Source organism: Streptomyces sp. NBC_01788 (assembly GCF_035917575.1).
In the GTDB taxonomy this organism is placed as follows: Bacteria; Actinomycetota; Actinomycetes; order Streptomycetales; family Streptomycetaceae; genus Streptomyces.
Genome location: NZ_CP109090.1, coordinates 1,788,861 through 1,812,477 on the forward strand (window position 1 = coordinate 1,788,861; position 23,617 = coordinate 1,812,477).

Sequence of the window (23,617 nt, forward strand, 5' to 3'; positions counted from 1 at the left end):
AAAAAGCCGGCCGCTCGCGGTGCGAGCGGCCGGCCGGGGAATCCGCGGTGGTGATCAGGTCACGTCGTCGTACCCGTTGACCCGGTCCGTGTCGGTCTGCTCGGGCAGGGCGCGGCGGGTGGTGACGGGTTCGACCTCGCCGATCTCCTCGGGTGTGAGGTCGAGTTCGGAGGCCTCGTCGTCCGACGGTCCCAGCGCGGCCAGCCGGTCCTTGCGCCGGTCATTGATCAAGGAGATGGCCACCGCGACGAAGTACAGGGCGCAGATCGGTGCGGCCAGCGCCAGCATCGTCAGCGGGTCGGGGCTCGGCATGGCGACCGCCGCGAAGGCCGTGATGCCGACGACCATGCCCCGCCACCAGCCGAGCATGCGCTTCCCGGACAGGATGCCGGTGAGGTTGAGCATGACGAGCAGGAGCGGCATCTCGAACGAGAGCCCGAAGACGACCACCATGCGCGTGATGAGGTTGAGGAGGTCATCCAGCGGCAGCAGATTGTCGACACCGCTGGGGGTGAAGTCGATCAGCACCCTGGCGGTGGTGGGCAGCACGTGGTAGGCGAAGTAGGCGCCCCCGAGGAAGAGCGGGAAGCCGGCGGCGACGAACACGTAGCCGTACTTCTTCTCGTGCTTGTGCAGCCCCGGGGCGACGAACGCCCACAGCTGATAGAGCCAGACCGGCGAGGCCAGCACCACGCCCGTCATCAACGACACCTTCAGCGCCAGCGTGAACGGCTTCAGCAGGCCGTTGATCGTGAGGTGCGCGCAGGCGCCGTTCTTCTCCGACTTGGCCAAGTCGAGGAAGGACTGCCCACACCCCACCGAGTCCAGCACCGGCTTGGTGATGAAGTTGACGATGTCCTTGTAGAAGAAGGCGGCGACGATCGTCACGACCAGGATCGCCAGGACACCTTTGCCGAGCCGGTTGCGCAGCTCACGGAGGTGATCCGCGAGCGACATCCGCCCCTCGGGGTCCTTCTCCTTCTTGCGGGCAGACTTCAGCAACCCACACCCTCATCTCGTGCAGCGGACCGGAAGGCCTCCGGTCGTCCGGTCAGCGCTGAGTCGTGTCCGTCGGCTCGTTGACCGGGCGAGAGCTGGTCGTGTCACCGGGCGCGGCCTGAATCGTGCGCTGGGCCGGGGACTGCTGCTCCTCACCGGCCGGAGTCGCCGAGTCGGCCGCAGGGGTCGACTTCTCGTCCTTCATCGCCTTGGCCTCGCTCTTGAGGATGCGCGCGGACTTGCCGAGCGAACGCGCCATGTCCGGAAGCTTCTTCGAGCCGAACACCAGGACGATCACCAGAACCAGGAGCACCAGATGCCACGGCTCAAATGCGCCACGGAACATAAAGTCTTCACCTTCTCACTGAGGCGGGGTGGCGGACATGTCCGACCACTCGGACAGGTGTCCGGCCATCGTGCCGGCTAGCAATCTTAACGCCCGGGGGTGAACGCTGAGCGATCCCCGCGCGTACTCCTGCTGGGGCGGCCCATGCCTCTTATGCGGGCCATGACCAGCAGCGTACCCGGCCACAGGGGCAGGACGGCAGGGCGTGACGATCAAAAACCCACAGCGCTCGGAACTTCCGGGACTTTCCCGGCGGAACTCACCTCGTTTCCACCGACCGGGCGGCGCTCAGGCTCGCCCGCTCCAGGTCCTCGGCGGCCCGGTTGATGCGCCGCGCCGACTCCGTGACCTGACGGCCCAGGCGCTGCGCCTCGACGAAGACCCGGACGGCGAGCACCGCGAGCACGGCCATTCCCACGAACCCCACGGCCACCGCGGCCATCGCCCACACCATGACGCCGAGCCTAGAGGGCCGAGTGCAGGCGCAGGGTGCTGACCCCGCCGCCGGAGAGCAGTTCCACGATCCGCTCGCCGGCCGGCTTGCGGACCGCGGTGCCGCAGTCGGGGCAGGTGAAGGAGTAGAAGGTGGTGCGGCTGCTGGCGCCGATCACCAGGCGCAACGCGCTCGCGGTGAGTTCGAACCTGCCCCGGCAGTCGGTGCAGCCCGCCCGGAAGACCACCGGAGTCACGCCCCGCATTCCGGCGAACGCCGCCGCCACCGACATCTCGCGCACCCCAGCCGTCGCCGACTCGCTCAAAGCCCCTGCTCCTGCCTGTCGTACCGACCGTCGTGAACCACGTCCGCACCCCGGGGCTCCCCCGCCGCCACGGCGTCCGCGGGAGTCCCGGCACCGTCGTACGCCGACTCGTAGGCCGCCAGGGCCTCACGGGCCGCCTGCCGGGCGCTGTCGGCCAGCTCCCGCGGGGCGACGATCCGGCCGTCGCGGCCCAGACGCAGCGCCAGCCGTCGCAGCGACGCCGGATCCGGGGTGCGCAGAGTGATACGCAGCCCACCGTCGGGAAGCTCATCGGCGCTGTCGTGCGGGTAGTACTCGGCGACCCAGCGGCCCCCGGGACCGACCTCGACGACCACCTCCGGGTCCTCCGCGGCCGGCTGCACCAGGGCCTGGGACAGGTCGCGCAGCTCCATCTCGGGCGGCGCCGAGGGCTCGTCGAGGATCTTGATCTCGGCGACCCGGTCGAGCCGGAAGGTGCGCCGCGCCTCGGAGCGGCGGCACCAGGCCTCCACATAGGTGTGCCCGACGCTGACCAGGCGAATGGGGTCGATCTCGCGCTCGGTGACCTCGTCGCGGGCGGGCGAGTAGTAGCGGATCCACAGCCGGCGGCGCTCGGAGATCGCCCGGTCCACGTCGGCGAAGACCCCGCCCTCGGACTCGAAGGTCACCGACAGCCGGGAGCTGGCCCCGGCGGCCTCGCCTGCAGCGGCCTCGACCTTGGCCGTGGCGCGCAGCAGCGCCTGCCGGTCGCTCTCCCGCAGTCCGGGCAGCGTGGCCACCGCGCGGGCCGCCACCAGCAGCGCGGTCGCCTCGTCGGCGGCCAGCCGCAGCGGCTCGGCCGCCTCCGCGCCGAGCGCGGCCGGGTTGTGCCACCAGATGCGCTCGCCGTCGGTGTCGATGTCGAGCAGGTCGCCGCCGCGGAAACTCGTACCGCACATGGGCAGTACGTCGAGGTCGGAGACCAGCTCGTCCTCGGTGATGCCGAAGGCGCGCGCCACGTCCTCGATCCGGGCGCCGGGGCGCTCCCTGAGGTACGTCACCAGGGAGAGCATCCGCCGGGTCTGGTCGATGGCGCTCGTGGGCCTGACCGGTTTGCCTGCCACAGTGTCGCTCCGTTCCCCCTCAGCCCCTGGCCACGGCACGCAGCCGGTCCAGCACGTCCGCCCGCAGCTCGGCCGGCTCCACGACCACCACGTCCGGCCCGAACTCCACCAGCCAGGCGTCCAGCCCGTGCCCGTACGGGATGTCCAACTCGTCCCAGCCGTCCCCGAGTTCCCGCACGGCGGTGGCCTTCGCCCGAAGGGGGTAGCCGGCGTCCGCGCGCAGCCGGATCCGCGCGGAGCGGTCGGCGCTCTCGCCCGCCCAGCTCGCCACGGTCTCGCGCACGGTGACGACGTCCGGGACGGGCGCGGTGAAGCCGCTGCCCCGGGAGCGGACCCGGCCGGTGATCCTGGAGAGCCGGAAGACCCGCTCGGCGCCGCGGTCGCGGTCGAAGCCGGCCAGGTACCAGTGGCCGCGCCAGCACTCCAGCGCCCACGGCTCGACATGCCGGGTGCCTGGCTGGGCGGCGTTGGCCTTGCGGTAGTCGAAGACGACCGGCCGGCGGTCGCGGCAGGCCAGCATCAGCGGCTCGAAGGCGGCCTCGTGCACCGGGATACGGGGCTCCAGCGCACTGTGCGCCTCGTAGGGGTCGACGTCCTCGGGCAGTCCGGCCGCGCGCAGCTTCTGCAGGGCGCCGCTGGCCGCCCCGGCCAGCCGGGCCTGCTGCCAGACCTTGGCGGCCAGACCGAGCGCCGCGGCCTCCTCGGCGTCCAGGGTGATGGGCGGCAGCCGGTTGCTGTCCCGGCGGGCCAGATAGCCGACCTCGCCGTCCAGGCTCTCGACGGTCTCGATGACCAGCCCGAGCTCACGCAGGTCGTCCTTGTCCCGCTCGAACATGCGGTTGAAGGAGTCGTCGGACGCGGCGGCGCCCTTCTCGGCCCCCGAGCCGACGCCTCTGTCACGGCCCGAGGCCACGCTCCTGTCGCGGCCGGAGGCCTCGACGTAGGCCTCGATGGACTCCCGCAGCTCGCGCTTGCTCAGCGGCCGCCGCGTCCCGAGCAGGCACAGCGCCAGGTTCATCAGCCGCTCGGCCTTGGCAATGGCCATCGACGCCCTTCACCTTCCCTATGGTCCTTACGACCGATGACCGTACCGCCCCGCGGCGTACGGACAAAAGCCGAGGCCCACGCCCGAACAGGCATGGGCCCCGGATGATCGGATCCCGCGCGGATCCGGTGCGGGACGATCAGACCGCGACCAGGTCGCAGACGAAGATCAGCGTCTCGCCGGGCTTGATCCGGCCACCCGCGCCGCGGTCGCCGTAGGCCAGGTGCGCCGGGATGGTCAGCTGGCGGCGCCCGCCGACCTTCATGCCTTGAACACCCTGGTCCCAGCCGGCGATGACCTGGCCGACACCGAGCTGGAAACGGAGCGGCGTACCGCGGTTCCAGGACGCGTCGAACTCCTCACCGGTGGAGAAGGCCACGCCGACGTAGTGGACGGAGACGGTGTCGCCCGCCTTGGCCACCGGTCCGTCGCCCTCCCAGATCTCCTTGATCTCGAGGTCCGCCGGGGGCTCGCCGCCCGGGAAGTCGATCTCGGGCTTCTCGATGCTCACGTGCTTCTCCTGCTCATCTACAACAAGACAACCTGAACAGTCTTGCATCCCCGCCGGGTGCGCCCGCGCCGGGAGACTGCTGCGCGGTGCTACATCGCCGCCAGGATGTCCACCGTGAAGACCAGCACGGAGTCCTTCTTGATGCCGCTGTTGGGGGGCGGGTTGTCGCCGTAGCCCAGGGCCGGCGGGACGACGACCAGGACCCGGCTGCCGACCTTCTTGCCGGCCAGTCCTTCGGCCCAGCCCTTGACGACCTGCTGCAGGGAGAACGAGGTCAGCGAGTCGCGCTTGTACGTCGAGTCGAACTCCTTGCCGTCCGCCCACAGCACGCCCTTGTACTGGACGAGCACGGTGTTCTCCGGCTTGACCACGGGGCCGTCGCCCTCGATCACGTAGTCGGCCACGAGCTTCGTGGGCGCGGCCTTCTTGGGCACGGTGATGGACGGAGCGGCGCCGTCGGTGTTGGTGCCGACCTTGGGCAGGTCCGCGTTGTCCTGGGCGACCGTCCTGCCCTTGGCCGAGCTCTTGGAGTTGAACGTGTCCTGGAGGTCGACGACGAACACCAGCGTGTCGGTGCCCTTGATCCCGGCCTGGGCGTTGCCCTGCGTGCCGTATCCCCAGGTGGGCGGCACGGAGAACAGGACGCGGCTGCCCACCTTCTTGCCGGCGAGGGCATAGCGCCAGCCGTCGATGATCGTGCCCTGGGCGAGCTGGATGACCAGGGGGGCCTTGCGGTCGTAGGAGTTGTCGAAGAGCTTCGCCGTGTCCCAGATCTGGCCCAGGTAGTGCGCCTGGACGAAGTCGTTCTCCGCGATGGTGCGGCCGCCGCCCGCGATCACCGTCTTGACGGCGATGTCCTTCGAGGGGGCACCACTGCCCTTGGCGACGGTCGGCTTCTCGCCGAACTTCGTACCCGCGGTGATCTCCGGCAGCGGCCCGGAGACGATCTTCGGCGACGGAGCGGCGGACGGCTCGGAGGGGGACGGCGTCGCGCTCTCGCTGGCCTTGCTCGAAGCGGTCTTGTCGTTGCCGCAGGCGGCCAGGGTGACAAGTCCCGCGGGTACGGAAAGAAGAAGTGAGCGTCGGCGCACGGTGGGGGCCTCGTAATCGGTCGATCTTCTGATGGCGTGCGCGCAACTCTACGGTGTGAGCGGGGCGCCGTACGGGGAACGTACGGCGCCCGTGTGGCGTTCCGGGGCCCTCGAACCGGCATTCGCGTTTCGCCGGGCTCACATTCCGGCGATCAGCTTCTCCACCCGGTCGTCCACCGAACGGAACGGATCCTTGCACAACACCGTCCGCTGCGCCTGGTCGTTGAGCTTGAGGTGCACCCAGTCGACGGTGAAGTCCCTGCGCTGTTCCTGCGCCCGCCGGATGAAGTCGCCGCGCAGCCGTGCCCGAGTGGTCTGCGGGGGCACCGACTTGCCCTCGAAGATCTTCAAGTCGTTGCAGATCCGGGTGGCTTGGCCCTTCTTCTCCAGCAGGTAGTACAGGCCACGACGGCGGTGGATGTCGTGGTAGGCGAGGTCTATCTGGGCGACCCGCGGATGCGACATGGTCATGTTGTGCTTGGCCCGGTACCGCTCGATGAGCTGGTACTTCATCACCCAGTCGATCTCGGTGCCGATGCGGTCGAGGTCCTCGGTCTCGATCGCGTCCAGCGTGCGGCCCCACAGCTCCAGTACGCGCTCCACCGTGCCGGTGCGGATGCCGCGCCGCTCGCAGAAGTCCACGGCCTTCTCGTAGTACTCGCGCTGCACCTCCAACGCGGAGGCCTCGCGGCCGCTGGCCAGGCGCACCTTGCGGCGGCCTGTGATGTCGTGGCTGACCTCGCGGATCGCCCGGATCGGGTTCTCCAGGGTCAGGTCGCGCATCACCGTGCCCGCCTCGATCATGCGCAGCACCAGGTCGGTCGCGCCCACCTTGAGCAGCATCGTCGTCTCGGACATGTTGGAGTCGCCGACGATGACGTGCAGCCGGCGGTAGCGCTCCGCGTCCGCGTGCGGCTCGTCGCGGGTGTTGATGATGGGCCGCGAACGGGTGGTCGCCGAGGAGACGCCCTCCCAGATGTGCTCGGCCCGCTGGCTCACGCAGTACACCGCCCCGCGCGGGGTCTGCAGGACCTTGCCCGCCCCGCAGAGGAGCTGCCTCGTGACCAGGAACGGGATGAGGATGTCCGCGAGGCGGGAGAACTCTCCGTGCCGTGCCACCAGATAGTTCTCGTGGCAGCCGTAGGAGTTGCCCGCCGAATCGGTGTTGTTCTTGAAGAGGTAGACGTCGCCCGCGATTCCCTCCTCGTGCAGGCGTCGTTCCGCGTCCACCAGGAGTCCTTCGAGAATGCGCTCGCCGGCCTTGTCGTGGGTGACCAGTTCGATCACATTGTCACACTCGGGTGTCGCGTATTCCGGGTGTGACCCCACATCGAGATAGAGCCGGGCGCCGTTTCGCAGAAAGACATTGCTGCTGCGGCCCCATGACACGACACGGCGGAAGAGGTACCGCGCCACCTCGTCAGGCGACAGGCGGCGCTGTCCCCTGAACGTGCACGTGACGCCGTACTCGTTCTCCAGCCCGAAAATGCGGCGGTCCATGACTGAACATTACGCCCGATCCTCTGCGCTCAAACGAGGTTCGGCAGCACGATTTGGATCATTTTCCGATGAAGCGGCAACCACCGCCCCTGCGGCGGGAGCTGTGAGGACCCGCCCGGTGAGCAGCAACACCAGCAACGACACGGCCCCGGCGGCGCCCGGCACCGCGAAGCCCCACAGCGCGCCGCCCTCCTGGACCACCGGGCCGGCGACACCCGTTCCGACGGACGCGCCCACGGTGAACGTCGTCACCAGCCAGGAGAAAGCCTCCGTCACGGTGCCGGCCGGAGCGTGCCGGTCCACGATGATGAACGCGCAGGCGATGCACGGCGCCAGGAACACCCCGGACAGCACCGTCAGCGCCACCATCGGCACCGCTCCGGGCATCAGCATCAGCGGCAGGTAACACACCGCCAGCAGACCGACCAGCAGCCGCAGTCGCCGTTCGGGCGCGCCCGCCCACTGGCGGGCGCCGTAGACGGTGCCGCCGACCAGCGCGCCCAGCCCCAGGGCGGCCATCAGCCAGCCGTACACCGCGTCACCGCCGTGGTCGTCGGCATAGGGCACCGCCGCCACCGTGATGGAGCCCATGGCGACACCGACGAAGAGGAACGCGCCGAGCAGCGCCAGCAGACCGGGCGAGCGCAGCGCGCCCAGCCAGTGCGCCTCCCGCGGCTCCGAACGCCAGGCCCGCGAAGGGGGCGAGACGACCACGGACAGCGCGCCCAGCACCCCGATGCCGTTCAGCACCACCAACGCCGTCGGCGCCGACCACAGCGAGACGCAGAGGGTCACGAGCAACGGGCCGACGGTGAACATCACTTCCTGTGCCACGGCGTCCATCGCGTACGCGGTGTGGACCTGGTCGTTCCTGCGCAGCACCGAGGGCCACAGGGCCCGCAGACCGCCCTCCAGCGGCGGCGTGAAGAGCCCGGCCGCGGCCACGGAGGCGTACGCCAGGGCGGCCGGCTGCGTGCCGGTCAGGGCGAAGGCCGTCATCGCCAGGGCCGCGGCGAGCGCGGCGGGCAACTGGACGCGGGGCTGCCCGTACAGGTCCACCAGGCGCCCGAGCACGGGCTGGCCCACCGCGTTGGCCACGCCGTACACCGCCGCCAGCGCTCCCGCGAGACTGTACGTGCCGCCCTCCGCCCGGACGAACAGCACGATGGCGATCGCCGCGGTGGCGTTGGGCAGCCGCCCCACGAGCGTGCCGGACAGCAGCCGGGCGGCATGCCTCGCTTTGAGGATCTCCAGGTATCCCCCGAACCCCACAGCCATCGCCCCGCCTTCCGCCGGTTCGCCCGAGGTGCTGGAGCAACCTCCGGTGTTACGTATAACGTACTCGGTCATACGTACCATGTGCGCTGTTCACCAGTCCAGACGAAGGAGCGTCCCCGCGGTGGCCCGAAGCAGCACGCGCCCCACCAGCCGTGACGTCGCCCACGCCGCCGGGGTGTCCCAGGCCGCCGTCTCCCTGGTCCTCGGCGACAAGTGGCGCGGCCGGGTGTCGCAGGCGACCGCCGAACGGGTGCGCCGGGCGGCCGAGGAACTCGGCTACCGGCCCAACCTCGCCGCCCGCAACCTGCGCCTGGGCCGCACCCGGACCGTTCTCCTGGTCGTCCCCGTGCTGACCACCGAGTTCTTCGCCGGCGTCTACACCGGCGCCGCCCGCGTCGCCGCCGAGCACGGCTTCGGCGTCGTGCTCTACCCCTCCCCCGAGGGCATCGGCCCGGCGCGCAACCCCTTCGCCTCGGCCCAGGCCGCGCTGGACGGCGTGATCGCCTCCTCCATGGCCGCCGACGCGCTGACGGCGATCCGCGGCGACCAGCTTCCGCTGGTCATGCTGGACAGCGACCCCGCGGGCAGCCTGGGCGCCGCGACCGTCAACCTGGACATCGCCGACGGCGTACGCCAGATCGCCGACCATCTGCTCGGGCTCGGCCACCGGCGCTTCCTGCACCTCGCGGCGGACGTCGCCTCCTGGACCTTCGAGGTGCGGGCGAGGGAACTCGGCGCCCGGCTGGGCGCGGTGCCCGGCACCTCCGTGCGCACCACCCGCGCCCCCATCTCCATCGAGGACGCCAGGGCCGCCACCGAGGCCGCCCTGAGCGCCCCCGGGCCCCGGCCCACCGCGCTGGTCTGCGACGACGACAAGCTCGCCGCCGGCGCGTACAAGGCCCTGCGCCGCCTCGGCCTGCGCGTGCCCGACGACGTCTCCGTCACCGGCGTCGACGACCTCGCCCTCGCCACCGCCATCGACCCCGAGCTCACCACCGTGCGGCTGGACGCCGAACTGTTCGGCGAACGGGGCATGCACGCCCTGCTGGCCGTCCTGGAGGGCCGCGCTCCGGACGGCGGGGACATCCCGGTGGAGCTCGTGGTACGGGGCTCCACGGCGCCGCCCAGCCCCTCCTGAAGCCGTCCAGCCCCCTGAAACGCCCGGTGCCCCGGCCCACTGGAGGGCCGGGGCACCCGGGAACGGGGCTACGGAGGTCGGGACTACTTCTCCTCGGAGCCGTCCTCGTCGGCGCTCTCCGCCTCGGTCGCCGCGCCGTCGGCCTCCAGCAGCCGGGCCAGCTGACGGCCCACGATGCGCTTGAACTTGCGCTTCTGCGGACGCGTACGGTCCAGCACCGCCACCTCCAGGCGCTCGGCGGGGATCTCCCGCTCGCTGCCGTTGGTGTCGCGGGACAGGGCCTGCACGGCCAGCTTCAGCGCCTCGGCCAGGGACATGCCGTCCCGGTGGCGCTGGTCCAGGTAGCCGCTGATCTGCTCGGCGTTGCCGCCGACCGCGACCGAGCCGTGCTCGTCCACGATCGAGCCGTCGTGCGGCAGCCGGTAGATCTGGTCGCCGTCCGGGGTCTCCCCCACCTCGGCGACCACCAGCTCCACCTCGTACGGCTTCTCCGCGGCGCTGGAGAAGATCGTGCCCAGCGTCTGGGCGTAGACGTTCGCCAGGCCGCGGGCGGTCACGTCGTCCCGGTCGTAGGTGTAACCGCGCAGGTCGGCGTAGCGGACGCCGCCGATGCGCAGGTTCTCGTACTCGTTGTACTTGCCGGCCGCCGCGAACGCGATCCGGTCGTAGATCTCGCTGAACTTGTGCAGCGCGCGGGACGGATTCTCGCCGACGAACACGATTCCGTCGGCGTACTGCAGCACGACCAGGCTGCGGCCACGGGCGATGCCCTTGCGGGCGTACTCCGCCCGGTCGGCCATGGCCTGCTGAGGTGAGACATAGAACGGCGTCGACACCGGTTATCCGTCCCTTTCTGTAGAAGTCACTGGATCACCCCGGACAAGAAGAACCGGCGCCGGGCTACAGCAGCGCGGCCCGAGGGCCGTCCGGCTGCTCCAGGCGCCGCTGGAGCACCAAGCGGGCGATCTCGGAGCACTCGTCCTCGGTGAGCCGGCGGAATCCGTCCTCGGTGATCACGGTGACGATCGGATAGATCCGGCGGGCGACATCGGGACCACCGGTCGCCGAGTCGTCGTCTGCCGCGTCGTACAGGGCCTGGACCACCAGCGTCGTGGTCTCGGCCTCGGTCAGGTCATCCCGGTAGAGCTTCTTCATCGCGCCGCGCGCGAAGATCGAGCCGGAGCCCGTGGCCGCGTAGCCGTATTCCTCGGAACGGCCGCCCGTCACGTCGTAGGAGAAGATCCGGCCCTTGTCGCGGTCCACGTCGTACCCCGCGAAGAGCGGGACCACGGCCAGCCCCTTCATGGCCATGCCCAGGTTGGAGCGGATCATGGTCGACAGCCGGTTCGCCTTGCCCTCGAGGGAGAGCCGCGTTCCCTCGACCTTCTCGAAGTGCTCCAGCTCCAGCTGGAACAGCTTCACCATCTCCACCGCCAGACCCGCGGTGCCGGCGATGCCGACCGCCGAGTACTCGTCGGCCGGGAACACCTTCTCGACGTCCCGCTGCGCGATCATGTTCCCCATGGTGGCGCGCCGGTCACCGGCCAGGACGACGCCGCCGGGGAAGGCCACCGCCACGATGGTGGTCCCGTGCGGCGCCTCGATCACCCCCTGGGTCGCCGGCAGCTGCCGCTTGCCCGGAAGCATCTCCGGCTGGTGCTCGGCGAGAAAGTCCATGAACGAGGAGGACCCGGGCGTCAGGAAGGCGGCCGGCAGACGCCCGGTGCTACGAGTGTTGGCTTCCACACGTTTCCTTCCAGGTGGTCGGCAGCTCGGTCCACCGCTTCGGGATCGTCCCTCAACTGGCCGAGGCCGGAGTTGCAGTTGATGCACATTACGCCACGGACCCTACCCGTCTCGCGGGGGTGATCCACATGAAGAACGCAAGCCCTGGGGCGGTTCGCCGGAGCCTGACACCGGGCGCCCGCGCGACGGCCGGTGCCCGGAAACGAAGGCCGCGCGCGGCGCGGTCCCACCGCACCGCACGCAGCTCCTCGTCAACCGGCTCGTCCGTCACCGTCACCGCTTCTCAGGCGCTCACTGACCGCCCTTTTGCACGAAGGAGCGCACGAAGTCCTCGGCGTTCTCCTCCAGGACGTCGTCGATCTCGTCGAGAACGGAGTCCACGTCGTCGCTCAGCTTCTCGTGGCGTTCCTTGAGGTCGTCCGCAGCCTGCGCGTCCTGGGACTGCTCCTCGACCTCCTCGGTGGAACGCGTGGCCTTCTGCTGTCCGCCGCCGGTGTCCTTCGTTGCCATAACCCTCACCCCGCTCAGTTCGCCCGACATGGTCGGCATTACGGCCGATCGGTGATGTTCCGACCCTACAAGCCGGGTCCGACATCGGCCCCGCACTTTCTCCAACGTACGAGGGCCACCTCGATGATTCCCGGCACCGGGGATTTCCACCCTGCACGGCCGGCCCGGTCCAAGATCCGCTCAGCCGCCGGAAAGCACCCTGACCAGGTCTTCGGCGGTACGGCAGCGGTCGAGGAGCTCCTTGACGTGATTACGCGTTCCGCGAAGCGGTTCCAGGGTTGGGACGCGCTGCAGCGAGTCCCGGCCCGGCAGATCGAAGATCACCGAGTCCCAGGAGGCCGCGGCGACGTCGTCGGCGTACTGCTCCAGGCAGCGGCCGCGGAAGTACGCGCGCGTGTCCTCCGGCGGCTTCCTGCGGGCCCGGTCCACCTCGGTCTCGTCCAGCAGGCGCTTGATGCGTCCGCGGGCCACCAGGCGGTTGTACAGGCCCTTGTCGGGGCGTACGTCCGCGTACTGGAGGTCGACGAGGTGGAGGCGGGCGGCGTCCCAGTCGAGGCCGTCACGTCGCCGGTAGCCCTCCATGAGCTCCCGCTTGGCGACCCAGTCCAGCTCGCCGGCCAGGCTCATCGGATCGTTCTCCAGCCGGTTGAGGGTGTCCTCCCAGCGGGACAGCACGTCCTTGGTCTGCTCGTCGGCGTCCGCGCCGAACCGCTCCTCCACGTACTTGCGCGACAGCTCGTAGTACTCCATCTGGAGCTGCACCGCGGTGAGCGTCCGGCCGCTGCGCAGCGTGATCAGACGCTTGAGGCCCGGGTCGTGCGAGACCTGGTGGAGCGTGCGGACGGGCTGGTCGACGGCCAGGTCAACGGCGATGAAGCCGTCCTCGATCATGGACAGGACCAGGGCGGTCGTGCCCAGCTTGAGGTAGGTGGAGATCTCCGAGAGGTTGGCGTCGCCGATGATCACGTGCAGGCGGCGGTACTTCTCCGCGTCGGCGTGCGGCTCGTCGCGCGTGTTGATGATCGGCCGCTTGAGCGTGGTCTCCAGGCCGACCTCGACCTCGAAATAATCCGCGCGCTGGCTGAGCTGGAAGCCGTGTTCGTGGCCGTCCTGGCCGATGCCGACGCGTCCCGCCCCCGTGACGACCTGGCGGGAGACGAAGAAGGGCGTGAGGTGGCGCACGATGTCCGAGAACGCGGTCTCCCGCTTCATCAGGTAGTTCTCGTGCGTGCCGTAGGAGGCGCCCTTGTTGTCGGTGTTGTTCTTGTAGAGGTGGATCGGCTGGGCGCCGGGCAGCTGGGCCGCCCGCTCCGCCGCCTCGGCCATGATCCGTTCGCCGGCCTTGTCCCACAGGACGGCGTCGCGCGGGTTGGTGACCTCGGGCGCGCTGTACTCGGGGTGGGCGTGGTCGACGTACAGCCGTGCGCCATTGGTGAGGATGACGTTGGCCAGGCCGATGTCCTCGTCGGTGAGCTGGCTGGCGTCGGCCGCCTCGCGGGCGAGGTCGAAGCCCCGGGCGTCCCGAAGCGGATTCTCCTCCTCGAAGTCCCAGCGGGCCCGGCGGGCCCGGTGCATGGCCGCCGCGTAGGCGTTGACGATCTGGGATGAGGTGAGCATGGCATTGGCATTGGGGTGGCCGGGGACGGAGATCCCGTACTCCGTCTCGATGCCCATTACTCGCCGTACGGTCATGCGGCCCTCCTTGCCCGGCGGCGCCCTCGGTCGTGGGCGGCGCTCAAGTACCGCTCGTGCCCGGGTGCCTGTGCGGTGCCCGTCCCCGCACTGCGCGACCCGGCGGTACGAAAGAGCCTAGAACGCCTTTGCGCTGGTGGGGAGATCATTTGCGTCATTGCCTGCTCCATGCGGTGGCCCCGGAAACAGCCGACTGCGGGTACCCCCTGGAGGGCACCCGCAGCCACCCTGCTTTTACAGGTACTGCCCGGTATTCGCCACCGTGTCGATGGAGCGTCCGGTGTCCGCGCCCTGCTTTCCGGTGATGAGGGTGCGGATGTAGACGATCCGCTCGCCCTTCTTTCCGGAAATCCGGGCCCAGTCGTCCGGGTTGGTGGTGTTCGGCAGGTCCTCGTTCTCCTTGAACTCGTCCACGCATGCCTGGAGCAGGTGGGAGACGCGGAGGCCCTTCTGGTTCTTCTCGAGGAAGTCCTTGATCGCCATCTTCTTGGCGCGGCCCACGATGTTCTCGATCATGGCGCCGGAATTGAAGTCCTTGAAATACAGGACTTCCTTGTCGCCGTTGGCGTAGGTGACCTCCAGGAAGCGGTTCTCCTCGGTTTCGGCGTACATGTGTTCCACCGCGGTCTGGATCATGCCCTGGACCGTGGAGTCCTTGTCGCCCGCGTGTTCCGCGACGTCCTCCGCGTGCAGCGGGAGGCGCTCGGTGAGGTACTTCCCGAAGATGTCCTTCGCCGCCTCGGCGTCCGGACGCTCGATCTTGATCTTCACATCGAGGCGGCCGGGCCGCAGGATGGCGGGGTCGATCATGTCCTCGCGGTTGGAGGCGCCGATCACGACCACGTTCTGCAGGCCCTCCACACCGTCGATCTCGGCGAGCAGCTGGGGGACGATGGTGTTCTCCACGTCCGAGCTGACACCGGAGCCGCGGGTGCGGAAGAGGGACTCCATCTCGTCGAAGAAGACGATCACGGGGGTGCCCTCGCCGGCCTTCTCCCGGGCACGCTGGAAGACCAGGCGGATCTGCCGCTCGGTCTCGCCGACGTACTTGTTCAGCAGCTCCGGGCCCTTGATGTTGAGGAAGAAGCTCTTGCCCGCCGCCTGTCCGGTGACCTCGGCGACCTTCTTGGCGAGCGAGTTCGCGACAGCCTTGGCGATGAGCGTCTTGCCGCATCCGGGAGGCCCGTAGAGCAGGACGCCCTTCGGCGGGCGCAGCTCGTGCTCCTTGAACAGGTCCGGGTAGAGGTACGGCAGCTCCACTGCGTCACGGATGGCCTCGATCTGGTTGCCGAGTCCGCCGATCTGCTCGTAGCCGATGTCGGGCACCTCTTCGAGGACGAGTTCCTCGACCTCGCTCTTGGGCACGACCTCGTAGACGTAGCCGGACCTGGGTTCGAGCAGGAGCGCGTCGCCGGGGCGGATGGTGACGTCCAGCAGCGGCTCGGCGAGCCGTACCACCCGCTCCTCGTCGGTGTGCCCGAGCACCAGGGCCCGCTCGCCGTCCTCGAGGATCTCCTTGAGGGTGACGATGTCGCCGACGCGCTCGAACTCCATGGCCTCGACCACGTTGAGCGCTTCGTTGAGCATCAGTTCCTGGCCGCGCCTGAGCTCGTCGAGCTCGACGCTGGGGCTGACGTTCACCCGGAGCTTGCGGCCACCGGTGAAGATGTCGGCGGTGCCATCCTCGTTGGCCTGCAGGAAGACTCCGAAGCCGGCCGGCGGCTGGGCGAGCCGGTCGACCTCTTCCTTGAGGGCCACGATCTGGTCGCGGGCCTCGCGGAGCGTGTTCGCAAGCCGTTCGTTCTGCGCGGAGACGCCGGCCAGGTTGGTCTGCAACTCGACGATCCGCTCTTCGAGAATCCTCGTGTGACGCGGAGAGTCGGCGAGCTTGCGGCGCAGGACGGCGATCTCCTGCTCAAGGTAGGCGATCTGCCCGGCCGGGTCGTCGGACCCGCGTCCCGGGCGGATGCCGCGGTTCATGTCGTCGTCGTGGGCTGCCACGGTCCTCACCTCCTCCAAGGGGAGCTGGACGCTTCCAGACCCTACCTGGGTGGGTGTCGATTGAAACCCCTAGATCACAAAGACTGTCGGGGTGTGTCCGATCTTCACCCTTGCGCTCTCCCTCACGCCAGGGGAATACCCACCGAACATGATTGGAAAGCGGGCAGAGGTAGGGTCAACATGTTCAACACCCGTCAGAGCTGGCCGGATTCCCGTACGGCTCGACGTGATACGGCAGGAGAGATGACCGTGCAGCAGCAGACCTCGAACGGTGGCGAGGCCCTGGAGGTCTGGATCGACCAGGACCTGTGTACCGGCGACGGCATCTGCGCACAGTACGCGCCCGAGGTGTTCGAGCTGGACATCGACGGTCTGGCCTATGTGAAGGGCCCGGAGGACGAGCTCCTTCAGGAGGCCGGAGCGGCAACGCCCGTGCCGCTTCCGCTCCTCACGGACGTGGTGGACTCGGCCAAGGAGTGCCCGGGCGAGTGCATCCATGTACGCCGCGTCGCGGACCGGGTCGAGGTGTACGGACCTGACGCGGAGTGACAACCTCGGCGCGAGGCGTCACCATTGTCTGTTTTCTCACATTTTCAGTGACTGTGGTCCGGGACGCGGTCAGATACCGCGCGCCCCGGCGTCCGTGGAGCGGACGAACGCGCCGTTCTGCCACCGCCACTTCACGTCGTCCTTGAGGTCGGGGCAGCAATTGGGCACGTCGGGCGAGGAGTAGCCGAGCAAGGTGGCGGTCACCGCGCCGTCACGGACGGCGAAGTCCGTGACCGAATACCGGTCCTTGGCCTCGACGAGGGTGGCGACCACGCGCGGCTCGGCGGCACCGGCGGCCTGGGTGAGGACGTAGACGGCGTCGGGCGGGGTGCCCATGGCGGCGTCGCAGTGCACGACGGCCACGGTCTCCGGCCGGCCATCCCCGTCGAGGTCCCCGGAGGCCTTCTTCGCCACCACGGCCCGCACCGGGCCGCAGTCGATCGGGAAGGTCACGCCGGTGGTGCTCGGGGCCGCAGCGGTGGCGGGGGCGGAGTGCGTGCGGGGGCCCTGCGGCTGGGCGGCCGTGGCCGCGCCGGGCTGCACGAGCGAGGAGAGAGCGACCACACCGGCGACCGCGGTGGCGGTGGCCATCCAGTGGATGGGGCGGGTGTGCGTGTGGGCCAGTTCCGGAACGGCGGACTGCTGCACTAGGAGCATCTCCTGCGAGGGCTGTGCCGGTGGGGGTGGCCAGCATCGTGCCACACGTCACAGTGCGGGGGGAACGGCGGGGTGGGGATCAACGCGACGGCGCCGTGGTGGAGTTCCCTGTGGTCGTCGGGAACTCCACCACGGCGCCCGTGTGTTGCGCGTGGGGGCGGGCCGCGTCAGCGGGTGGCGCCGCCGTCGGCGTTGGGGCCCTCGTAGTCCTCGCCGTAGGCGCCCTTGGCGGGGCGGCGGCGGCGCATGGGCGGCTCGACACCGTCCGCGAGCCGGCGGGCGGTGAGCAGGAAGCCGGTGTGGCCGATCATGCGGTGGTCCGGGCGGACCGCCAGGCCCTCGATGTGCCAGTTGCGGATCATCGTCTCCCAGGCGGTCGGCTCGTTGAAGCAGCCGATCTCGCGGATGGACTCCACGGTCCGGGCGAGCTGGGTGGTGGTCGCGACGTAGCAGCACAGGATGCCGCCGGGGACGAGTGCCTTGGAGACGGACTCCAGGCACTCCCAGGGGGCGAGCATGTCGAGGATGACGCGGTCGACGTCGGCGTCGGACAGGTTGTCCTGGAGGTCTCCGACGGTGAGCTGCCAGGCGGGGTGCGGGCCGCCGAAGTAGCGCTCCACGTTCGCCTGGGCGATCTCCGCGAAGTCGGCGCGGCGCTCGTAGCTGTGCAGCATGCCCTGGTCGCCGATCGCCCGCAGCAGGAAGCTGCTCAGCGAGCCGGAGCCGACGCCGGCCTCCACGACGCGTGCGCCGGGGAAGATGTCGGCGAAGGCGAGGATCTGCCCCGCGTCCTTCGGGTATACGACAGCTGCCCCGCGGGGCATGGACAGGACGTAGTCGGGGAGCAGGGGGCGCAGCGCGAGGTAGGCGACGTTGCCGGTGGTGCGGACAACGCTGCCCTCGGGTGCGCCGATCAGTTCGTCGTGCGGGAAGGAACCTTTGTGGGTGTGGAAGTTCTTCCCGGCCTCGAGCGTGAACGTGTAGTGGCGGCCCTTGGGGTCGGTCAGCTGTACCTGGTCCCCGACCTTGAAGGGCCCGCGGCGGCGGGCGGCACCGGTCGGTTCGGACATGTGACCAGCCTACCGGTCCCCGGCGGGCCCTCCGACCACGCGGAGGGGCCCGCCGGGAGCCCTACGCGGAGGCCGACGGGCGGGCCATGGCCTTGACGAAGGCGCGCTCCACGTCGGACGCGGACAGCACACCGTAGATCTCGCCGCTGTTCTCCACCACGAGGTACTCGGTGGCCGGGGCGGCGCGCAGCGCGTCCAGGAGGTCCTCGCCGGCGAGTTCGGCGGAGACGCGCATGCCGTCGGTGAGCTCCTGGGCGAGTTCGCTGGCGTAGACCCAGGGGCGGCGGTGCTCGGGTACGCCGACGATGGCGGACTCGCGGACGAGGGAGAGCGGCTCGCCGTGGCCGTCGACGACGACCAGGGCGCGGGCGCCGGACGCGTTGGCGCGGCGCAGGGCCTCGGCCAGGGAGGTGTTGGTCTCGACCGGGACGGCGCGGCGGGTGAGGGCGCGGGCGCGCAGCTCGGGGAGGTGTTCGCGCAGCCGGGCCATGCGCAGGCTGTTGCCGGCGCCGGTCCAGATGATCGCAGCCAGGATGGCGGCGAGCAGGGCGTTGGTGACGGTGCCCACGCCGACGCTGTCCTCGGCCGGGGCGCCGAGGGCGCCGGACTGGGTGACCAGGGGCAGCCCGATCAGCACGGCGACGGCGAGCGCGCGGCCGACCCAGGCGGCGGCGACGGTGCCGCTCATCGGTCTGCCGGTGATCTTCCAGACGACGGCGCGCAGCATGCGTCCGCCGTCGAGGGGCAGTCCGGGCAGCAGGTTGAAGGCGGCGACGATGAGGTTGGAGATCATCAGTCCGGCCAGCAGGACGCCGACGACCGTGCCGCGTTCGACGGGCCGCAGGGCGGCGTAGAAGACACCGGCGAGGATCAGCGAGAGCAGCGGGCCGACGAAGGCGAGGACGAACTCGCGCCCGGGGGTCTCGGCCTCCTTCTCGATCTCGGAGACGCCGCCGAAGAACTGGAGCTGGATGCGGCGGACCGGGAGCTTGAAGCGGAGGGCGGCGATGGTGTGGGCGAGTTCGTGGACGAGGACGGAGCCGTAGAAGGCGACCGCGAAGAAGAGGGCTACGAGGTAGCGGGCGGCGCCGAGCTCGGGCAGCACCCGGTCGAGCTGCCCGCCGAACACCCAGGTGATGAGCGCGGCCACGAGGAACCAGCTGGGCGCCACGTAGACGGGCACGCCGAAGGGCCGCCCCATGAGGAGCCCGCCTCTGGGCTCGCTGGGGCGCCGCGGCGGCTCCTGCCCGGCCCCGGAACGGGCCGGAGCGCGGTCGGGGTGGGGCTCGGGGCGGTCGTGGTCGCCGGTCTCGCGCGGGCGGTCGCCGGGCGCGGGGGCCGGGCTCTCGGCACGGGCGCCGGATTCACGTCCGGCGGCCGGGTCACCGCTGTGGGCGTAACCGCGCTCGGGGTGGGCGCCGTGGTGGACGTCGCCGGTGGCGGACGGCTGCGGTGCGTCGCCGGTGGCCGACGACTCCTGCGGGGCCTCGTGGGTGGCGGGAGGCTGCCGCGGGACGTCGCGGCGGGCCGACGGCCCCTGTGCGGCGTCGGTGGTGGCCGACGACTCCTGCGGGGCGTCAGCGGTCGTGGGCGGCTGCTGGGGGGCGGCGGCGGAGCGTTTCGGCTCGTCCGTCCCCTCTGCCTCCTGCGTCTCCCTCGTCGGCTCTTCCTGGCCGCCCTCCGCTCCGGTGGCGGGGGTGCCGGTCAACGGGGACGGCTCGGGCGGGGCCGCGTCGGCCGGCTCGGTGTCCGGGCCCACGGAGTCGGGGGCCGGGTCCACCGGGTCCGTGCGGCGATCTGCCGACTCGTCCTTGCCGGAACGCGGCTGTCCGCTCCCGCCGCTCACGTCCACGGTGTCCCCTCGTTCGAAGCAGTCTCCCGTGCCTGACGGCCGGAAGGTCTCGGGTCGATGGTATGCGGCCGTGACGATCGCTCATGCCCGGCACCCCAAGTGTTTTCCCCGCTTCGCGCACAACATGACCGTCCCCGGGTCACTGTCAGTGGCGGGCCGTAGGGTCTGGGGCATGGAGACGAGCACGGAGGGCGAGCCCGGCACCCCGCACAACGCCGTCGGACCGGCCCCCTCACGCAACAACGCGCCAGGGGCCGCAGAGGCGCGCCCGGCCGCACCGGCCCCGGCGGTCCCCGCGCAGGCGCCCGCCGCCGATCTCGTAACCGCGGACAGCGGTGGAACAGAGGCGCGCACGACAGCCGCCGGCCACCCCGTCGCCGGCGGCGCGGCGGCGGACTCGGTGCCGGGCGGGGACGAGCCGGCCGCGGCGCGTGGACACGGGACGGACGCGACGTCGAGCGGGCGGGCTGTCGTGCCGCCCAGGTCCTTGTCTCCCTCTCGGGCCGGGGACTTCATGCAGTGTCCCCTGCTGTACCGGTTCCGGGTGATCGACCGGTTGCCGGAGAAACCGAGTGAGGCGGCGACGAGGGGCACGCTGGTGCACGCCGTGCTGGAGCGGCTCTTCGACGCGCCCGCCGTGGAGCGGACCGCGCCGCGGGCCAAGGCGCTGGTCCCGGGCCAGTGGCAGCGGCTGCGCGAGGCGCGGCCCGAGCTGGTGGGGCTGTTCGCCGACGACGCCGACGGCGAGCGGCTGGCCCGCTGGCTGGCGGAGGCGGAGCGGCTGGTGGAGCGCTGGTTCACGCTGGAGGACCCGACCCGTCTCGAACCGGCCGAGCGGGAGCTGTTCGTCGAGGCGGAGCTGGACTCGGGGCTGACCCTGCGCGGCATCATCGACCGGGTGGACGTGGCGCCCACGGGCGAGGTGCGGATCGTCGACTACAAGACGGGCAAGGCGCCCCGCCCCGAGTACGCCGAGGGCGCGCTGTTCCAGATGAAGTTCTACGCCCTGGTGGTGTGGCGGCTGAAGAAGGTCATCCCGCGGCGGCTGCAACTGGTGTACCTGGGCAGCGGCGACGTACTGACCTACGACCCGGTCCCCGCCGACCTGGAGCGGGTGGAGCGCAAGCTGCTGGCGCTGTGGGAGGCGATCCGGCTGGCCACCGAGACCGGCGACTGGCGGCCGCGCCCCACCAAGCTGTGCGGCTGGTGCGACCACCGGGCCCACTGCCCGGAGTTCGGCGGCACTCCCCCGCCCTATCCGCTGCCGGTGAGGGCGGAGGAATCCGGCAGCACGGCGCAGGGCAGAATGGGGCCGGACTAGCGAAGGAGACTCACGTGGCCATCCGAGTCCTATTGGTCGACGACCAGCCGCTGCTGCGCACCGGGTTCCGGATGATCCTGGAGGCCGAGCAGGACATCGCGGTCGTGGGCGAGGCCGGAGACGGCCTGCAGGCCCTGGACCAGGTGCGGGCCCTTCAGCCCGATGTGGTGCTGATGGACATCCGCATGCCGCGGATGGACGGCGTGGAGGCGACCCGGCAGATCACAGGACCGGAGCGGAACGGTCCGGCGAAGGTTCTGGTGCTGACCACCTTCGACCTAGACGAGTACGTGGTGGAGGCGCTGCGCGCCGGTGCGAGCGGCTTCCTGCTCAAGGACGCGCCGGCCGACGAGCTGGTGCAGGCGATCCGGGTGGTCGCGGCCGGCGAGGCGATGCTGGCGCCGAGCATCACACGCCGGCTGCTGGACAAGTACGCCACGCACCTGCCCTCCGGCGAGGAGCAGGTGCCGGACACGCTGCACACCCTCACCGACCGTGAGGTGGAGGTGCTGAAGCTGGTGGCGCGCGGCCTGTCCAACGCCGAGATCGCCGCCGATCTGTTCGTCAGCGAGACGACGGTCAAGACGCATGTCGGGCACGTACTGACGAAGCTGGGGCTGCGTGACCGCGTGCAGGCCGCGGTGTACGCGTACGAGAGCGGACTGGTACGCCCCGGCGCGCAGTAGCGCGGCCCCGCTGACCGACTCGACGACGAAGGGCGCCCCTTCCCGGAAGACCGGGAAGGGGCGCCCTTCGTCGTGGACGTGGCTCGCGGATCAGCCGCTCACACCGCGACCGAGCTCCCACAGCTGGAGCGTCGCCGAGGAGTTGAGGGCGTACGCGGTGCCCGTGATGTTGTCGCGGGAGGCGACGTACTGCTTGCCCTGCCACAGCGGGATCAGCGGGACGTCGCTGGCGACGAGGTCCTGAATGGTCGTCAGGCTGGTGGACGCGGAGAGCCGGTCGGCCTGGCGACGGGACTGCGGGATCAGGGTGTTGCGGATGTCGCTGTTGGCGTACGGAATGTTGAGGGTGTTGCCCTTGTCGAGGAACGGCGCCAGGTAGTTGTCGGCGTCCGGGAAGTCCGGGAACCAACCCATGCCGAAGACGTCGTACTGGCCCTTCTTCTCCGCCGGGCGGAAGGTGTCCCAGGGGGTGCCCTGGATGTCGACGTCGAACAGGCCGCTGTTGTTGAGCTGCTGACGAAGGATCTCGAATTCCTTCTTGGTGGCCGGGCCGTAGTGGTCCGTCGTGTAGTGCATCGTCAGCTTCACCGGGGTGGTGACTCCGGCCTTCTCCAGCAGCGACCGGGCCTTGGTCACGTTCGGGTCGCCGTACCGGTTGAAGAAGGAGTTGGAGTGGCCAGTGATGGTGGCCGGGACCATCGAGTACAGCGGCTCGGCCTGGGTGCCGTAGACCTCGGAGACGAGTTCGCTGCGGTTGATGACCTGGGCCATGGCCTCACGCACGGCCTTGGTCTTCACCGTCGCGGCGTCGGTGTTGAAGGCCAGGTAGCGGATCTCAAGGCCGGCCGTCTCGACGATGCCGACCTTGCTGTCCTTGTTGGCGGCCGACAGCGTGCGGATCTGCTCGGGCGACATGGAGCGGGTCATGACGTCGATGTCGCCCTTGTCCAGAGCGGCGCCCATCGCGTCGGCGTCCGGGAAGGAGCGGATCTGCACCTTGTCGTTGTTGAGCTTCAACGTCCCCTGGTAATTGGGGTTCTTGGTGAAGACCGCGTCGACCATCTCGCCGCTCTTGACGTTGGCCTTCATGGTGTACGGACCGGAGCCGTCCACGGCGAAGCCGTCGCGGAGCTTGCTCTTGTCGTAGTCCTTGGGGTTGACGATGCCCGCGACGGGCGTCGACAACTTGTACGGGAAGATGGCGTCGGCCGTGTTGAGGTGGAAGATGACCTCACGGTCGCCCTGGGTCTCCACGGTGTCCACGGTGGACAGCAGTCCGGACACACCGCTGTCGGCGTTGATGGAGATGGCGCGGTCGATGGAGAACTTCACGTCGGCCGCGGTGATGGGCTCGCCGCTCGAGAACTTCAGGCCCTCGCGCAGCGTGCAGGCGTAGCGCTCGTTGCCGCTGTCCGTGAAGCCGCACTTCTCGGCCGCCTCGGGAACGGGGTCGCCGTCGCCCTTGGGCTGGACCATCAGCGTCTGCACGGTCTGGCGCAGGATGTTCCAGGTGCCGACGTCGTAGGCGTACGCCGGATCGATGGGCGCCGGGGCCTCCTCGTCAGCGGTGAACCGGTCCGTGGTGCCGACGACGATCGCGTCGCCGCTCTTGCCGCCGCTGTCGGAACCGCCGCACGCGGCGAGTACCGGCGCGAGCAGACCGACCACGGCCGGCAGCACCAAAGTCTTGCGGTTCATGCTCGAGTTTCTCCAGAGCTGTCATGTCTGTGTATCCGGCATGCAGGATGTCGCGACGGATCACAGGGGCAGGGTCGATGTTCTCGC

Annotated in this window: 24 protein-coding genes; 4 read left to right on the forward strand and 20 right to left on the reverse strand. The window is 70.2% G+C overall.

The features are described from left to right. Nucleotides 1–54: 54 nt before the first annotated feature. From tatC to OIE49_RS08380, 10 genes are all read right to left on the reverse strand, one after another. On the reverse strand, nucleotides 55–1,002 hold the full coding sequence (gene tatC, locus OIE49_RS08335; RefSeq protein ID WP_326801762.1) for a twin-arginine translocase subunit TatC: 948 nt from the start codon (nucleotides 1,000–1,002) through the stop codon (nucleotides 55–57). A 49-nt stretch (nucleotides 1,003–1,051) separates the two neighbouring features. Next, the gene (gene tatA / locus OIE49_RS08340) at nucleotides 1,052–1,345 is read right to left on the reverse strand and encodes a Sec-independent protein translocase subunit TatA (protein ID WP_326801763.1); all 294 of its coding nucleotides are present in this window, start codon (nucleotides 1,343–1,345) and stop codon (nucleotides 1,052–1,054) included. A 259-nt stretch (nucleotides 1,346–1,604) separates the two neighbouring features. Then, on the reverse strand, nucleotides 1,605–1,799 hold the full coding sequence (locus tag OIE49_RS08345; RefSeq protein WP_100567764.1) for a hypothetical protein: 195 nt from the start codon (nucleotides 1,797–1,799) through the stop codon (nucleotides 1,605–1,607). A gap of 10 nt (nucleotides 1,800–1,809) precedes the next feature. After that, a complete protein-coding gene (locus OIE49_RS08350; protein ID WP_326801764.1) occupies nucleotides 1,810–2,103 on the reverse strand; it encodes a hypothetical protein in 294 nt (97 codons plus the stop codon). Further along, on the reverse strand, nucleotides 2,100–3,185 hold the full coding sequence (locus OIE49_RS08355) for a helix-turn-helix transcriptional regulator (RefSeq protein ID WP_100567762.1): 1,086 nt from the start codon (nucleotides 3,183–3,185) through the stop codon (nucleotides 2,100–2,102). The genes OIE49_RS08350 and OIE49_RS08355 overlap by 4 nt, the downstream gene beginning before the upstream one ends. A 19-nt stretch (nucleotides 3,186–3,204) precedes the next feature. Continuing rightward, the gene (locus OIE49_RS08360; protein WP_326801765.1) at nucleotides 3,205–4,230 is read right to left on the reverse strand and encodes a helix-turn-helix transcriptional regulator; all 1,026 of its coding nucleotides are present in this window, start codon (nucleotides 4,228–4,230) and stop codon (nucleotides 3,205–3,207) included. A gap of 139 nt (nucleotides 4,231–4,369) precedes the next feature. After that, nucleotides 4,370–4,741, reverse strand: a complete 372-nt coding sequence (locus OIE49_RS08365; protein ID WP_100567760.1) for an FKBP-type peptidyl-prolyl cis-trans isomerase — start codon at nucleotides 4,739–4,741, stop codon at nucleotides 4,370–4,372. A gap of 89 nt (nucleotides 4,742–4,830) precedes the next feature. Further along, nucleotides 4,831–5,832: an FKBP-type peptidyl-prolyl cis-trans isomerase gene (locus OIE49_RS08370; protein WP_326801766.1), complete on the reverse strand. Its 1,002-nt coding sequence runs from the start codon at nucleotides 5,830–5,832 to the stop codon at nucleotides 4,831–4,833. A 138-nt stretch (nucleotides 5,833–5,970) separates the two neighbouring features. After that, nucleotides 5,971–7,332, reverse strand: a complete 1,362-nt coding sequence (gene pafA / locus OIE49_RS08375) for a Pup--protein ligase (protein ID WP_100567758.1) — start codon at nucleotides 7,330–7,332, stop codon at nucleotides 5,971–5,973. A 9-nt stretch (nucleotides 7,333–7,341) separates the two neighbouring features. Next, on the reverse strand, nucleotides 7,342–8,610 hold the full coding sequence (locus tag OIE49_RS08380; RefSeq protein ID WP_326801767.1) for an MFS transporter: 1,269 nt from the start codon (nucleotides 8,608–8,610) through the stop codon (nucleotides 7,342–7,344). Nucleotides 8,611–8,731: 121 nt separating this feature from the next. Here OIE49_RS08380 and OIE49_RS08385 point away from each other — a divergent pair, with 121 nt between their 5' ends. Beyond that, nucleotides 8,732–9,748 carry a LacI family DNA-binding transcriptional regulator gene (locus OIE49_RS08385; RefSeq protein ID WP_326801768.1) on the forward strand — a complete coding sequence of 339 codons (1,017 nt, stop codon included), beginning with the start codon at nucleotides 8,732–8,734 and terminating at the stop codon, nucleotides 9,746–9,748. Nucleotides 9,749–9,831: 83 nt separating this feature from the next. Here the strand turns inward: OIE49_RS08385 and prcA are convergent, their stop codons facing one another. The 6 genes from prcA to arc all read right to left on the reverse strand — a co-directional run bounded on the left by prcA (nucleotide 9,832) and on the right by arc (nucleotide 15,697). Next, nucleotides 9,832–10,584, reverse strand: coding sequence for a proteasome subunit alpha (prcA, locus tag OIE49_RS08390; RefSeq protein ID WP_100567755.1), 753 nt, complete (start codon nucleotides 10,582–10,584; stop codon nucleotides 9,832–9,834). Between the two features lie 64 nt (nucleotides 10,585–10,648). After that, on the reverse strand, nucleotides 10,649–11,494 hold the full coding sequence (gene prcB, locus OIE49_RS08395; protein ID WP_326801769.1) for a proteasome subunit beta: 846 nt from the start codon (nucleotides 11,492–11,494) through the stop codon (nucleotides 10,649–10,651). Beyond that, nucleotides 11,446–11,724: an endonuclease domain-containing protein gene (locus tag OIE49_RS08400; protein WP_326801770.1), complete on the reverse strand. Its 279-nt coding sequence runs from the start codon at nucleotides 11,722–11,724 to the stop codon at nucleotides 11,446–11,448. Before OIE49_RS08400 ends, prcB begins: the two co-directional genes overlap by 49 nt. A gap of 61 nt (nucleotides 11,725–11,785) precedes the next feature. After that, nucleotides 11,786–12,004 carry a ubiquitin-like protein Pup gene (locus OIE49_RS08405; RefSeq protein WP_100567752.1) on the reverse strand — a complete coding sequence of 73 codons (219 nt, stop codon included), beginning with the start codon at nucleotides 12,002–12,004 and terminating at the stop codon, nucleotides 11,786–11,788. A 180-nt stretch (nucleotides 12,005–12,184) separates the two neighbouring features. Then, nucleotides 12,185–13,696, reverse strand: coding sequence for a depupylase/deamidase Dop (gene dop / locus OIE49_RS08410; protein ID WP_376493787.1), 1,512 nt, complete (start codon nucleotides 13,694–13,696; stop codon nucleotides 12,185–12,187). 234 nt (nucleotides 13,697–13,930) lie between these two features. Beyond that, the gene (gene arc, locus OIE49_RS08415; RefSeq protein WP_100567750.1) at nucleotides 13,931–15,697 is read right to left on the reverse strand and encodes a proteasome ATPase; all 1,767 of its coding nucleotides are present in this window, start codon (nucleotides 15,695–15,697) and stop codon (nucleotides 13,931–13,933) included. 243 nt (nucleotides 15,698–15,940) lie between these two features. Here arc and OIE49_RS08420 point away from each other — a divergent pair, with 243 nt between their 5' ends. Next, nucleotides 15,941–16,246: a ferredoxin gene (locus OIE49_RS08420; protein WP_100567969.1), complete on the forward strand. Its 306-nt coding sequence runs from the start codon at nucleotides 15,941–15,943 to the stop codon at nucleotides 16,244–16,246. A gap of 69 nt (nucleotides 16,247–16,315) precedes the next feature. Here OIE49_RS08420 and OIE49_RS08425 read toward each other — a convergent pair whose 3' ends face one another. The 3 genes from OIE49_RS08425 to OIE49_RS08435 form a co-directional block, all read right to left on the reverse strand. Next, nucleotides 16,316–16,894, reverse strand: a complete 579-nt coding sequence (locus OIE49_RS08425) for a hypothetical protein (RefSeq protein WP_326806174.1) — start codon at nucleotides 16,892–16,894, stop codon at nucleotides 16,316–16,318. Nucleotides 16,895–17,070: 176 nt separating this feature from the next. Further along, nucleotides 17,071–17,973, reverse strand: a complete 903-nt coding sequence (locus OIE49_RS08430; RefSeq protein WP_100567748.1) for a tRNA (adenine-N1)-methyltransferase — start codon at nucleotides 17,971–17,973, stop codon at nucleotides 17,071–17,073. 61 nt (nucleotides 17,974–18,034) lie between these two features. Then, on the reverse strand, nucleotides 18,035–19,681 hold the full coding sequence (locus OIE49_RS08435) for a site-2 protease family protein (RefSeq protein ID WP_442812345.1): 1,647 nt from the start codon (nucleotides 19,679–19,681) through the stop codon (nucleotides 18,035–18,037). 316 nt (nucleotides 19,682–19,997) lie between these two features. Here OIE49_RS08435 and OIE49_RS08440 point away from each other — a divergent pair, with 316 nt between their 5' ends. Both OIE49_RS08440 and OIE49_RS08445 read left to right on the forward strand, forming a co-directional pair. Next, entirely contained in the window at nucleotides 19,998–21,146 is a 1,149-nt protein-coding gene (locus tag OIE49_RS08440) for a RecB family exonuclease (protein WP_326801772.1), read from the forward strand. 14 nt (nucleotides 21,147–21,160) lie between these two features. Further along, on the forward strand, nucleotides 21,161–21,832 hold the full coding sequence (locus OIE49_RS08445; RefSeq protein WP_326801773.1) for a response regulator transcription factor: 672 nt from the start codon (nucleotides 21,161–21,163) through the stop codon (nucleotides 21,830–21,832). A gap of 90 nt (nucleotides 21,833–21,922) precedes the next feature. Here OIE49_RS08445 and OIE49_RS08450 read toward each other — a convergent pair whose 3' ends face one another. Beyond that, nucleotides 21,923–23,530 carry an ABC transporter substrate-binding protein gene (locus OIE49_RS08450; RefSeq protein ID WP_326801774.1) on the reverse strand — a complete coding sequence of 536 codons (1,608 nt, stop codon included), beginning with the start codon at nucleotides 23,528–23,530 and terminating at the stop codon, nucleotides 21,923–21,925. Nucleotides 23,531–23,617 lie beyond the last annotated feature (87 nt).

Coding starts and splice junctions, on each gene's coding strand:
- OIE49_RS08405 (WP_100567752.1), bottom strand. CDS start 12,004: ATGGCAACGAAGGACACCGGCGGCGGACAGCAGAAGGCCACGCGTTCC.
- OIE49_RS08450 (WP_326801774.1), bottom strand. CDS start 23,530: ATGAACCGCAAGACTTTGGTGCTGCCGGCCGTGGTCGGTCTGCTCGCG.
- OIE49_RS08420 (WP_100567969.1), top strand. CDS start 15,941: ATGACCGTGCAGCAGCAGACCTCGAACGGTGGCGAGGCCCTGGAGGTC.
- OIE49_RS08440 (WP_326801772.1), top strand. CDS start 19,998: ATGGAGACGAGCACGGAGGGCGAGCCCGGCACCCCGCACAACGCCGTC.
- tatA (WP_326801763.1), bottom strand. CDS start 1,345: ATGTTCCGTGGCGCATTTGAGCCGTGGCATCTGGTGCTCCTGGTTCTG.
- pafA (WP_100567758.1), bottom strand. CDS start 7,332: ATGGACCGCCGCATTTTCGGGCTGGAGAACGAGTACGGCGTCACGTGC.
- OIE49_RS08380 (WP_326801767.1), bottom strand. CDS start 8,610: ATGGCTGTGGGGTTCGGGGGATACCTGGAGATCCTCAAAGCGAGGCAT.
- OIE49_RS08360 (WP_326801765.1), bottom strand. CDS start 4,230: ATGGCCATTGCCAAGGCCGAGCGGCTGATGAACCTGGCGCTGTGCCTG.
- OIE49_RS08430 (WP_100567748.1), bottom strand. CDS start 17,973: ATGTCCGAACCGACCGGTGCCGCCCGCCGCCGCGGGCCCTTCAAGGTC.
- OIE49_RS08345 (WP_100567764.1), bottom strand. CDS start 1,799: ATGGTGTGGGCGATGGCCGCGGTGGCCGTGGGGTTCGTGGGAATGGCC.
- dop (WP_376493787.1), bottom strand. CDS start 13,696: ATGACCGTACGGCGAGTAATGGGCATCGAGACGGAGTACGGGATCTCC.